Raw genomic sequence first — 13,234 nt, forward strand, 5'->3', positions numbered from 1 at the left:
GTATGAGATGGAAAAACTTAGATATATATCTTCAGAAACATACGTTGAAGGTGTTATAGTGGAAATCCATGACGGAGCTTTCGTTATAGACCTTAAAGGCAGACTTGGACAATTCAAAATACCTAGCAGAATGCTTATAACTGACTACGAACCTAAGATAGGACAAGAGGTTGGATTTATGCTAAGTTATCCTGAGGTATTAAGTCCAGAGCCTAATCCAGAGTATGTAGCCAACATTCTGAGAGAAAAAGAAAAATTCGCTAGGATAGAAGCGAAGAAGAGAGAAAACCTTAAAAAGCAGCTTCTTGAAGAAATTGCAAATGAGGGTAAATAACAATTAACACAAAAATTATAAACTTAAAAAGTTTAGGTTTAAATTTGAAGGGAGAGATAATATAATGAGTCTTACAACAGTAAAAGGACTTCAGTCTGAAATATACGTTCCTATAACACCTCCTCCAGTTTGGACTCCTGTAACTAAAGAATTAAAAGACATGGTAATAGCTTTAGCTACAGCTGCTGGTGTACATATGAAATCTGACAAGAGATTTAACCTAGCAGGGGATACATCTTACAGAATGGTACCAGATACAGCTACTCCAGCTGACTTAATGGTATCTCACGGTGGATACGATAACTCTGACGTAAACAGAGACGTTAACTGTATGTTCCCTATAGAAAGATTACATGAACTTGCTAAAGAAGGATTTATAAAAGGTGTTGCACCAATGCACTACACATTCATGGGTGGTGGAGGAAACCAGCATGTATTCACAGAAGAAACTGGTCCAGAAATCGCTAGAAAATTAAAAGAAGAAAATGTTGATGGTGTAGTTATGACTGCTGGTTGAGGTACTTGCCACAGAACTGCCGTGATCGTGCAGAGAGCAATAGAAGAAGCTGGTATACCTACAATAATAATAGCAGCTCTACCTCCAGTTGTTAGACAGAACGGATCTCCAAGAGCAGTTGCTCCAATGGTTCCAATGGGTGCTAACGCTGGTGAACCTCACAACGTTGAAATGCAGACTGGTATATTAAAAGCTACTTTACAGCAGCTTGTTGAAATACCATCTGCTGGTAAGATAGTTCCATTACCATTCGAATATCACGCTGCTATATAGTCTAGTGTATATTTGGAAATTGAATAGTGGTTTAATCCATTAAAAAAATACCCCCTTTCCGGCGGCCCGGGGAGGGGGTTTAAATAAAGGTGGACAAAGTTATGGAAGAAAAAATAATGAGAAGACTTGCAATCAAAGCTTTCCACATAAACGATGTGGAAATCGGTTCCAATGTCATAATAAGAGGTAATAAACTTATACTTAAAGGTGACAGAATAAAGGAACTTATAGATGCTGATGATCTTATAACTGATATAAAACTTGAAATAATTGAACCAAAAGCAAAAAATCCAGATGCATATGATAGAGAAATAAATACTATCATGGATATAATACCAATATCAACAAAAGTTCTAGGAAAAATGGGAGAAGGTTTAACTCACACTCTTACAGGTGTATATGTAATGCTTACAGGAGCTGATGAAGACGGAAGACAGATGCATGAATTCGGTTCTTCTGAAGGAAGGCTTGCTGAGCAGATGATACTTGGTAAATGTGGTACACCTTCTGAAAATGATTATATAATACATATGGATGTAACTCTTAAAGGTGGACTTCCATTTGATAGACACCTTCCTAATGCAGCGTTTAAAGCATGTGATGACTTTATACAGGATATCAGACAGATTCTAAAAAGAGAAGACGGAAGACACGCTTCAGAATCTCATGAATTTTTCGATAGAGTAAGACCTGGTGCAAAAAAAGTTGTTATATTAAAACAGATAGCTGGACAGGGTGCTATGTATGATAACCAGTTATTTTCAGATGAACCAAGTGGATTCGAAGGTGGAACATCTATTATAGATATGTGTAACGTACCTATGATAATATCACCTAACGAATATAGAGATGGTGCATTAAGAGCATTAGTTTAATTGTGAGGAGTGGAGATTATGGGTATAGGTCCTTCAACTAAAGAAACGTCTTTACATCATTTCAGAGATCCTATTCTTGAAATATGTGCAGATGATACAGATATAGATTTAATGGGTGTAATGGTTGTTGGTACACCACAGGATAATAAATACAAAAACTTTGTAGGCCAGAGAGCTGCTCAGTGGCTTGAAGCTATGAGAGCTGATGGTGTAATAGTATCTGCTGACGGATGGGGAAACTCTCACGTCGATTATGCAAATACTTTTGAAGAAATAGGAAAAAGAGGTATACCTGCAGTAGGTATAACTTTCAATGGTACAGCTGCAAAATTTGTAGTTGTAAATGAATATATGGATACAATAGTGGATATAAACAAGTCTGAATCAGGAACAGAAACTGAAATTGTTGGAGAAAACAACGTGGATAAGACAGATGCCAGAAAAGCACTTGCGTTCCTTAAATTAAAAATGAGAAAACGGGGCAAATAATAGCCGTTTAGATATCTTTAAAAATATTAATAGATAATAACTATAATATTTAAAAAATTTTATAATAAATTATTGTTATAGACATGACAAAACAGTAGATTTGTTATATAATAAGAGTGTAAACAATCTGAAAAGAAAGAATATACAATATATAGAAAAGAGAAACTCTACCTTTTAAATTTTTTTAAAAAATTAAATTGACGGATTTTTCTAAAGATAAAAATATTTTTCTTGTCAACGATAGTTTGTTTAATAACTAACCAAAGCCTATAAGCCGAAAGGCTTAAAATAAAAGCGCAAAGCGCTATATAACTTAAGGGGGAAATTGTTATGAAATTTAGCAGAACAATACAGGCTATAGACTCTCATACAGCCGGAGAAGCTACTAGAATAGTTGTTGGTGGTATACCTAATATAAAAGGTAACACAATGGCAGAAAAGAAACAGTACTTAGAAGATCATCTAGATCATATAAGAACTGCTATAATGCTTGAGCCAAGAGGACACAATGATATGTTCGGTTCAGTTATGACTCAGCCATGTGATCCAGAAGCAGATTTCGGTATAATCTTCATGGACGGTGGAGGATACCTAAACATGTGTGGACATGGTTCAATAGGTGCTATGACTGTAGCTGTTGAGACAGGTGTAGTTCCAATGGAAGAGCCTATAACTAAGGTTGTTATGGAAGCTCCAGCAGGAATAATAAAAGGTGATGTAAGAGTTGAAAATGAAAAAGTTAAATCAGTTTCTATATTCAACGTTCCAGCATTCCTATACAAGAGAGATCAGGAAGTAGAACTACCAGGTGTTGGTACTGTTAAATTTGATATATCATTTGGTGGATCTTTCTTCGCAATAGTACATGCAAGTCAGTTTGGATTAAAAATAGAGCCTAAAAATGCAGCTAAATTAACTGATATGGCTATGGAATTAAGAGACATAATAAACAGAGAAATAGAAATACAGCATCCAACATTAGATCATATAAAAACTGTTGACCTAGTTGAAATATGGGATGAGCCAACTAATCCAAAAGCAACTTATAAAAACGTTGTTATATTTGGACAGGGACAGGTTGACAGATCTCCATGTGGAACTGGTACAAGTGCTAAATTAGCTACTCTACACGCTAAAGGAGAGTTAAAAGAAGGCGAAAAATTCGTATACGAAAGTATATTAGGAACATTATTTGAAGGAGAAATAGTTGGAACAACTAAAGTTGGTGAATACGATGCAGTATTACCAAAAATAACTGGTTCAGCTTGGATGACAGGATTCAATAACTTCCTAATAGATGAAGACGACCCAGTTAAATATGGATTTATCTTAAAATAAGATAAAATAGGGTATTGGTTTGTTTAAATGTTTGCTGCAGGAAATTTCCTGCAGCAGACTTTAAATATAAAAATTAAAAAGTGGGAGGTAAAGTTATGGTAAACATAGTCAGAGCAGTATTAGGTGTTTTAACTGCAATATTTGCAGTATTATTTGCAAAAGATTATGCAGCTACAATGAAAACAGATTTAACAGACACTTCAGAAGGAACTCAGGGATGGGAAGAAAGTGAAGGTTGGATTAAACCGGGAATTATAGGATTTATAGCAAACTTTGGTGATACACTTGGTATAGGATCATTTGCTCCAATAGTAGCTATGACAAAAGTATCAAAAATGAAGGTTACAGACAAGCACATACCAGGTATGCTTAACGTATCTTGTGCAATACCAGTCGTAACAGAAGCACTTATATTTACTACAACTATAGAAGTTGAATCAATAACATTAATAACAATGCTTGCAGCAGCAGGTATAGGTTCATATGTTGGTGCCGGAATAATATCAAAAATGGATGAAAAGAAAATACAGCTTGTAATGGGTGTTGCATTATTCGTAACAGCTATATTAATGTTACTTTCTCATCCTTATGTAAACTTAATGCCAGGTGGTGGAGAAGAAATAGGATTAACAGGTGTTAAACTTGTAATAGGTATAGTTGGTAACTTTATACTTGGTGCATTAATGACAGCAGGTATAGGACTATATGCTCCATGTATGGCTCTAGTATACTTCCTTGGAATGTCTCCAAGAGTTGCATTCCCTATAATGATGGGTTCTTGTGCAGTATTAATGCCTATAGCATCTGCAAAATTCATCAAAGAGGGAGAATATCCAAGAAAGATATCTTTAGCTATAACTATAGGTGGTGTAATAGGTGTATTCATAGCAGCATACCTAGTTAAATCACTTCCAATGGATATACTAAAAATATTAGTTATACTAGTTATATTCTATACTTCTTTCACAATGTTAAAACCTGCATTAAGCAAAAAATAACATTAAGACGAATAAAATATAGATTCTTATCTATTTAAATAGAGATGTATATGATATCCGTCAGGACAGTGCGATAAAGAACTGTTCTGGCGGATTTTTAATTTATCCTATTTTTATATATCTGACATTAATATAAATAAGCAAAATTTATGCCAATTTATAATGCAGAGAAAGACTGAATTTTTAAAGAAATTTAAACTTGATAAGTCTAAAATGACTTTTAAATATGAATTTATATTCAGAATATGAGTTAAATACAACTCAAAGTCGTTTTAGACTTGATTATTTTCTGTTGAAGATATATATTCTATTTATAGAAAAAATAGGGAGGAAATTATGATATTTGATAATTCTTTTTATAAAAAAATATTAGATTCATCTCATGATGAAATATGCGTGTCCGATAGAAATGGAATAATAATATATTGTAATAGGGCATTTGAATTTAACTACGGAATATCAAAGGATGAAATAATAGGTAAGCATGTCGATTATCTGAAAAATCATGGTTATGCCAGTGAAAGTCCTATACCGGAATCTATAAATAAAAAATCTACAGTTTCTATAAGACAGGATACACATACCGGAAAAACATTAATACTTACAGCGGCACCTGTATTCGATAAAAATGGGAATATAGAATATATAGTTGAAAATGTAAGAGATATAACAGAGTTAAATAGAATAAAATCTATGCTTGAAGATTCGCAAAGAGAAGTAAAAAGATATAAATCAGAAGTTGAAAATTTTTATAGAACAGCATTAGGATATGAGGACAATATAATATGTGAAGGAAAAGTTATGGGATCTATTTTTTCAAGAGCCAGACAGGTTGCTAAAACAAATGTAAATGTTATGCTTCTTGGAGAATCTGGTACTGGAAAAAGTTCCATAGCGAAGTTTATACATGACTCAAGTAATAGATCATCAGGTCCATTTATAACTATAAACTGTACAACTATACCACCTCATCTTCTTGAATCAGAACTTTTTGGATATAAATCGGGAGCATTTACAGGAGCCAATCCAAAAGGAAAAACTGGTCTTGTTGAACTTGCTGATGGAGGAACACTTTTTCTTGATGAAATAGGAGATATTCCTCTTTCTCTTCAGGCAAAGTTTCTTCAATTATCTCAGGAAAGAACATTTATACCTGTAGGATCTGTTACACCAAAGAAAGTTGATATAAGGATAATTTCAGCAACAAATGCAGATTTAAAATCAAAAATGAAAGAAAAACTATTCAGAGAGGATTTATACTATAGATTGAATGTAATAGAACTTAAAATGCCACCACTTAGAGATAGGGGAGAAAACCTTATAGGACTTATAAAATATTATCTTAGAAAATATTCTATAGAATTTGGTATGCCTGAAAAAAGTATATCAGAATATGCGATAGAGATGCTTTCAAAATATGATTACCCAGGAAATATAAGAGAACTTCAGAATATAATACAGAAACTTGTAATAATATCCGTAAATGAAACTATAGATGTAGATGATGTAAGAGCAGTACTTCCTAGAGTAAAAATAGATCATGAAAGTATTAATAGTGAAACTATTTTTGAAGATATTGATGAGGATAATTTTGAGGATAAAAGTTTAGATGATATTATAGATGAATATGAAAAGAAAATAATAAAAAAATATTATTCTAAATACAAAAGTAGCTATAAAGTAGCCGAAAAACTTGGAATATCTCAATCAAAGGCCAGTAGACTTATAAGAAAATATTTAAAGTAATAAAAATAAATTTTATAGAAAACAAGAAAATCTGAAACACTTGAAATTAAAATAAAAAAAATGTATAATATTTACCTGAAAAAATGTACCGGCAGCCCTGTGCGCCGGAGACATGGAGGATACAAAATGGTAAATTTAATAAGAGGAATTTTTGCCGCTTTTATAGTGGCGCAATCTGCCATGATGGGGAAGGATTATATCGACTTTTCAAAAAGCGGTAAAAATGAAAATCATGGATGGATAAAATCAGGAATAACCGGACTTTTGGGAAATTTCTTTGATACTTTAGGTGTAAGTTCATTTGCTGTAATTATTGCTATGAAGAATATACTTAAGCTCGATATCGAGGATAGACAGATTCCGGCTATGCTTAATATTTCATGTGCGATACCTAATATAGTAGAGGCACTTATCTTCATAACTGTTGTAGATGTAGATAGAGGTACACTTATACCGATGCTTGTAGCAGCAGGTGCGGGATCCTATATAGGAGCAGGAATAACATCAAAGCTTGATGAGAGAAAGATACAGGCAGCTATGGGAATCGCATTATTTATAACAGCAAGTGTTATATTTATGGGGCTTCCGTGGATCAGTCTTTTACCTGTAGGAGGAAATGCTACAGGACTTGCAGGTATAAAACTTGTTGTAGCTGTTTTACTTAATTTTATTTATGGTTCACTTATGACTGCTGGTATAGGGCTTTATGCACCGTGTATGGCAACTACTTATATTCTTGGAATGTCTCCGGAATGTGCCTTTCCTATAATGATGGGTTCTTGTGCAGTTCTTATGCCTATAGCCAGTATAAGATTTATAAAAGAGGGTAATTATCCAAGAAAAGCTTCGATAGCAATATCAATAGGTGGAGTTATAGGAGTTATAATAGCAGCGACAGTATTTTCTTATATGCCGATGAATGCGATAAAAGTTTTATGTGTTTTTGTTATATATTATACATCTGTATCTATGATAAAAAAATCCATATTATCTGCAGATAAGGTAAGTATACGGGAAATGTAATAAAAAATTAGGGCGTACTCAGTTGGAGTATGCCCTTTTAAAATCTATTTATATCTTTGAAATGTATAAATTTAGTATTAATATTTATCTAATAAAATTTTATTTTATAAAAAATATACAATAAAAATAAAATGTATAAAATTCAGAAAAATATATAAAATACGCATAATATATTAATAAAATAAGTAAAAATTACTAAAAAATAAAAATAGTTGAATAAAAATGCAAACGTTGCTATAATATAAAAGTTGATAAAAATAACACATACTATTATTAAAAATCAATAATTTTAGTATGAATAAAAAGATATTTATTTTTGGAGGTAAAGATTTTATGGCGACTATGGTAAGAATAGTACTTGTGGCATTTACAGCAGTATTTGCCGGATTCTTTGGAAAGGATTTTTCAAAGGAAAAAAAAGCTGGTAGACTTGAAGATGAGGGATGGGTAAAACCAGGAATTATAGGATTTATAGCAAACTTTGCAGACACTTTAGGAATAGGTTCTTTTGCAATAATAGTAGCACTTTCAAAAGCTTTAAAATTAAAGGTACATGATAAGCATATCCCTGGAATGCTTAATATAGGTTGTTGTATACCGGCGGTTCTTGAAGCTCTTATATTTATAACAGCAGTTGAAGTAGATCCGCTTACACTTGTTCTACTTCTTGCATCTGCAGCGGCTGGTTCTTTTATAGGTGCTAAAGTTATATCAAAACTTGATGAAGCAATAGTAGAAGTTATAATGGGTGGTGCTCTTTTTGTCACAGGAGTACTGATGTTTTTAGGTCTTCCTTGGATAAATCTTATGCCAGGTGGAGGAGAAGCAATAGGACTTGAAGGAGCAAAACTTATAATAGGTATAGTAGGAAACTTTGTATTTGGAGCATTAATGACAGCAGGTATAGGATTATTTGCTCCATGTATGGCAATGCTTTATTTCCTTGGTATGTCACCAAGAGCAGCATTCCCTATAATGATGGGATCTTGTGCAATACTACTTCCTATATCAAGTATGGAGTTTATAAAAGAGGGACAGTATCCAAGAAAATCTTCTCTTGCTATAACTATAGGTGGAATAGTTGGAGTTCTTATAGCAGCATTTATAGTAGGTTCAATGCCTCTTGATATGCTTAAGGTTCTTGTTATATTTGTAATATTCTATACAGCATATACAATGTTTAAATCAGGTGTTTCAAAACTTAAAAAGCCGGAAATGGAAACAGCTTTATAATTAAAAAAGTATGATAAAATATAAACGTGAAAAATCATAAATAACCCTTGAATACTTTGTCTTTTGGGATTATAATCTTATCTATGGGAAATAAAATAGGTAATATTGTTTAATTTCCAAAATAAAGGGTAAAGAGGTGAATATTGTGAAGGGTGAAATATTTCATTCTGTTAAAGGTAAAATACTTAATGAAAAAAGCAGCGATATAGAAAATATCCTGGATAAAATAAAAGGTGGTATAGGAGAGAAGGTTCTTCTAGCCGGTGATATAGGGAAGCTTGGAAAAGAGCTTAGACTTAATGGAATGAATGTGACCATAATGGAGAATACAAATTATGAGGATGTATGTTATTCTCTTGTTCACAATGAAAACTGTAACTTTGTAAAAGGAACTCTTGAATATATTCCTTTTGAAAATAACTATTTTGACAAAGTAATAGTTCTTGAGCAGTTCAACTGTACAGGAAACTACAAAAAAGCATCTTCAGAAATAAGCAGAGTACTAAAGGAAAATGGAGAGCTTATACTTGAAGATTTCAATCTTAATAAAATAAAAAGCAAAGTGAAATATATAAAAAGAAAAGTGTGCGGTCTTTGTGGAAACGACTTCTATCCTCAGGATATAAGTAGAATATTTGCCAATCTTAGATTTGATGGATTTGTGCATGAAAACAGAAATCACACATTCTTATATATAGCGAAAAAAAGAGCATAATTATTATTTGTTTAAAAAGTCCGGTTTCAGCCGGACTTTTAAATTGCAGTAAAAAAATGATATAATATACTAATCAGGAAATATATAAAGGAGTGGTTATAATGGTGGATTTTAAAATAATTGCCGTTTTAATGCTTTTTGTAATACTTATATCCATACAGTTTACACTCAACAGAATATATGTTGAACTGAAGGAAATAAGAAAAAGAATGGATTACAGAACAAAAAAAGATACAACTGCCGAGGAAGCAGATAGAAGATATTTATAAATATGATAAGGAATGGTATTTATGATAATAGATCTTAGCTGTATAAAAAGTGATATTCAAAATATTGCAGATGCAATAGAATCTGTGCTGAATATAGATGTAACAATAGTAGATGAAAATCTTATAAGAATTGCTGGAACAGGTAAATATATAGAAAAAATAGGTGAAAAAATCTACGGATATGCATTCAGAAAATCTCTTGAGGATAAAAGTACTATAACTATATATGACCCGTCAAACAGCAGTATATGCAAGGAGTGCAATAGATTTTCAAGATGCAATGAATATGGAGAAATATGTTGCCCGATTGTGTGTGATGAAAAGGCGTATGGAGTTATTGGACTTATAGCTTTTTCAGAAAATCAGAGAGCCATGATGGAAAAAAATGGAGAAGAAATGGTTAATTTTCTTAATAGAATGGCGGATCTTTTATCAGGAAAGCTGAAGGCAGCTATAAAATCGTATGAACTTGATCTTGAAAAGAAAAAACTGGAAACACTTGTAGACAATATGGACAAGGCTGTTGTATCTATAGATATTACAGGAAAAATAGAAAAGTACAACAGAAAATTTGAAAAGATGTTTGAGATAAATTCCGATATCACTGGTAAAAATGTATTTTCTGTACTTGAATTTATAAAAAAACCTGAACCGGATAGAATGAAGAATGGAAAAATGAGTTCATTGTTTCAGACTTCAAATGGAAAAACTGTAAAAGGCATATACAACATAAGCAGAATAACTTTGAATGGAGAGCTTAAAGGATATGTAATAGACTTTACAGATAAAAAAGAGACCATAAAAAACTATAACAGGATGAATAAAGACTATAGAATAATGATAGATAGTATCATAGGCGAAAGTGACATAATGAAGAAGGTAAAAAATGAAACACTTATAGCGGCGAAAGGTACTTCAACAGTTCTTATAACAGGTGAAAGTGGTACAGGAAAAGAATTGTTTGCAAGAGCCATACATAATCACAGCGATAGAGTTGACAATCCTTTTATAGCAGTAAACTGTGCTGCGATACCGGATAGTCTTCTTGAAAGTGAACTTTTCGGATATGAGGAAGGTGCATTTACAGGAGCGAGAAAAGGTGGAAAGCTGGGAATGTTTGAGATTGCACATAAAGGAAGTATATTTCTGGATGAAATAGGAGATATGAGCCTTCATCTTCAATCAAAACTGCTTAGAGTTCTTCAGGAGAGAGAGCTTAACAAAATAGGTTCAAAATCCAATGTATATATCGATGTAAGAGTGATAGCGGCTACAAACAGAAATCTTGAAAAGATGGTAAGAGAAGGAAAATTCAGAGAGGATTTATACTATAGATTGAATGTTATACCTATAGAACTTCCAAGTCTGAGAGAGCGAAAGGGAGATATACCACTTCTTATAAATCACATGATAAAAGATTATGCAAAAAAACTCGGCAAGGATGTAGATGGAATAGAAAATGAAGCACTTGTAATTCTTGAAAACTACAGTTGGCCAGGAAACGTAAGAGAACTTCAGAATATAATAGAATACTGTGTAAATATGGCTCAGAAGAATATTATAACAGCGGAAATACTTCCACAAAATATGTTTGAGAAAAAGAGTTCTGATGTATCAGATAATGATGACATTGTTGTTAAACTTGATGATCTTGAAAAACATGAAATAATGAAGGCTTTGAAGAAGTATTCCGGCTATAAAAAAGATAAGGAACTTGCGGCTGAGGCGCTGGGAATATCCAGAGCAACTCTATATAGAAAAATAGAAAAATACAGAATAGGAAATCTCAATATGAGACAATAATCTCATATTGAGATTTTTTTGTATCAAAAAGAGAAAATATATAAAATTTATAATAGATTTATATAGTTATATTTTACAAGTTGATCTGAAATATAGTATTTTCAATTGGTTCAAAAAATATTCAAACTGTTTCAAAATTGGCATATATATTGCTTTATTAATAAGTGTAAAATATAACGGATTATTATTTTGGGAGGTACACAATGAGAGATATAAGAAAAGAATTAGTTGAAATGCTTAAAAATGAAGTTAAACCAGCTGTTGGATGTACTGAGCCGGTTGCATTAGCACTTGCATGTGCAAAAGCTAAAGAACTTCTTGGAGAAGATGTAAAAGAAAACAGAATGTACGTAAGTCATAACATATATAAAAATGGTATGGGAGTTGGTATCCCAGGAAGTAAAATACTAGGACTTAAAGTTGCTGCATGTATGGGTATAGTAGGTGGTAAATCAGAAGATGGACTTAGTGTTCTTGAAGGTTTATCAGAAGAGCAGGTAAGAGAGTCTGAAAAATATCTTGAGGAAAATGCAATATCAGTTGAACCAGTTGAATCAACTGACAAAATATTCCTTGAAGTAAATCTTAAAGGTGAAAATCACGAAGTAACTGTAAAAGTTAGAGGAAGACATGACAACTTCACTTATCTTGAAAAAGACGGAGAAGTTATAATGGACAACGAACCGAAACAGACTTCAGAAAACGCAGCAGAAGAAAGAAAAGAAACTCTAATGGACAATGCTACAGTTGCTGAAATAGTTCACAATGTAGAAGGTATGGAGTTTGAAGATATAAAATTCCTTCTTGAAGGTATAAAAATGAACAGAGCTATGGCAGAAGTTGGTCTTAAAGAAAAAACTGGTGTAGGTATGGGATATGGAATAAAAACAGCTGTTAAAGATGGTGAGCTTGGAGATGACCTTGTAAACTACGCTATGATGCTTACTTCAGCTGCTTCAGATGCGAGAATGTCAGGTGTAAAAATGCCTGTTATGAGTTCAAATGGAAGTGGTAACCACGGACTTACAGCGATACTTCCAATAGCTGCATATGTTGAAAGATGCCCACAGGAAGATGATAAAACAGCAAGAGCACTTGCTATATCTCACCTTATAACTGCATATATCAAAAACTTTACAGGAAGACTTTCTCCAATGTGTGGATGCGGTGTTGCAGCTGCAATAGGATGTACAGCAGGTCTTTCATGGTTAATGGGTGCTGAGCAGTCTCAGATAGAAGGAGCTATGGAAAATATGATAGCAGACCTTAGTGGAATGATATGCGACGGTGCAAAACCAGGATGTGCATGTAAACTAGCAACAGCTTCATCAGCGGCAGTTCAGAATGCTCTTTTAGCTAAGAGAGGATGTATAGTTCCAGCATTAAACGGTATAGTTGGTAGAAGTGTTGACGAAAGTGTAAGAGCTTTAGGTTGTGTTGGAGATGCAGGAATGTCTGTAACAGATGAAGTAATACTTAATGTAATGAACGAAATGAATAAAGTTCAGTAATAACTACTGAGCATATTCATTTATATAAACGGTCCGGTGCTGAATGATATACTCGGCATCGGGCCGATTTTTATTACAGAATATATAGATAATCTGATAAATAATCATGT

Annotated in this window: 13 protein-coding genes; all 13 read left to right on the forward strand. The window is 32.9% G+C overall.

What is annotated here, in order from left to right; genetic code table 11:
• Window positions 1–7: 7 nt before the first annotated feature.
• The 13 genes from EXD82_RS01720 (at window position 8) to EXD82_RS01775 (ending at window position 13,124) form a co-directional block, all read left to right on the forward strand.
• On the forward strand, window positions 8–334 hold the full coding sequence (locus EXD82_RS01720; protein WP_142535194.1) for a CBO2463/CBO2479 domain-containing protein: 327 nt from the start codon (window positions 8–10) through the stop codon (window positions 332–334).
• A 64-nt stretch (window positions 335–398) separates the two neighbouring features.
• Window positions 399–1,124: a D-proline reductase (dithiol) protein PrdB gene (prdB, locus tag EXD82_RS01725; RefSeq protein WP_142535195.1), complete on the forward strand. Its 726-nt coding sequence runs from the start codon at window positions 399–401 to the stop codon at window positions 1,122–1,124.
• A gap of 101 nt (window positions 1,125–1,225) precedes the next feature.
• On the forward strand, window positions 1,226–1,999 hold the full coding sequence (gene prdD, locus EXD82_RS01730) for a proline reductase cluster protein PrdD (RefSeq protein ID WP_142535196.1): 774 nt from the start codon (window positions 1,226–1,228) through the stop codon (window positions 1,997–1,999).
• Between the two features lie 18 nt (window positions 2,000–2,017).
• Entirely contained in the window at window positions 2,018–2,488 is a 471-nt protein-coding gene (locus EXD82_RS01735) for a glycine/sarcosine/betaine reductase component B subunit (RefSeq protein ID WP_142535197.1), read from the forward strand.
• 330 nt (window positions 2,489–2,818) lie between these two features.
• Window positions 2,819–3,826: a proline racemase gene (locus EXD82_RS01740; protein WP_142535198.1), complete on the forward strand. Its 1,008-nt coding sequence runs from the start codon at window positions 2,819–2,821 to the stop codon at window positions 3,824–3,826.
• A 95-nt stretch (window positions 3,827–3,921) separates the two neighbouring features.
• A complete protein-coding gene (locus EXD82_RS01745) occupies window positions 3,922–4,824 on the forward strand; it encodes a sulfite exporter TauE/SafE family protein (RefSeq protein ID WP_142535199.1) in 903 nt (300 codons plus the stop codon).
• A gap of 336 nt (window positions 4,825–5,160) precedes the next feature.
• Complete coding sequence (locus EXD82_RS01750) at window positions 5,161–6,570, forward strand: sigma-54 interaction domain-containing protein (RefSeq protein ID WP_142535200.1); 1,410 nt, start codon at window positions 5,161–5,163, stop codon at window positions 6,568–6,570.
• Between the two features lie 126 nt (window positions 6,571–6,696).
• Window positions 6,697–7,593, forward strand: a complete 897-nt coding sequence (locus EXD82_RS01755) for a sulfite exporter TauE/SafE family protein (RefSeq protein WP_142535201.1) — start codon at window positions 6,697–6,699, stop codon at window positions 7,591–7,593.
• 333 nt (window positions 7,594–7,926) lie between these two features.
• Window positions 7,927–8,826, forward strand: coding sequence for a sulfite exporter TauE/SafE family protein (locus EXD82_RS01760; RefSeq protein WP_142535202.1), 900 nt, complete (start codon window positions 7,927–7,929; stop codon window positions 8,824–8,826).
• Between the two features lie 145 nt (window positions 8,827–8,971).
• Window positions 8,972–9,541, forward strand: coding sequence for a class I SAM-dependent methyltransferase (locus tag EXD82_RS01765; RefSeq protein WP_246081985.1), 570 nt, complete (start codon window positions 8,972–8,974; stop codon window positions 9,539–9,541).
• 101 nt (window positions 9,542–9,642) lie between these two features.
• Entirely contained in the window at window positions 9,643–9,810 is a 168-nt protein-coding gene (locus tag EXD82_RS10255) for a hypothetical protein (RefSeq protein ID WP_174919130.1), read from the forward strand.
• 21 nt (window positions 9,811–9,831) lie between these two features.
• Window positions 9,832–11,613: a sigma-54 interaction domain-containing protein gene (locus EXD82_RS01770; RefSeq protein ID WP_142535204.1), complete on the forward strand. Its 1,782-nt coding sequence runs from the start codon at window positions 9,832–9,834 to the stop codon at window positions 11,611–11,613.
• A gap of 203 nt (window positions 11,614–11,816) precedes the next feature.
• Window positions 11,817–13,124: an L-cysteine desulfidase family protein gene (locus EXD82_RS01775; RefSeq protein ID WP_142535205.1), complete on the forward strand. Its 1,308-nt coding sequence runs from the start codon at window positions 11,817–11,819 to the stop codon at window positions 13,122–13,124.
• Window positions 13,125–13,234 lie beyond the last annotated feature (110 nt).

This window comes from Peptacetobacter hominis (assembly GCF_006861675.1).
Taxonomy (GTDB): Bacteria; Bacillota; Clostridia; order Peptostreptococcales; family Peptostreptococcaceae; genus Peptacetobacter; species Peptacetobacter hominis.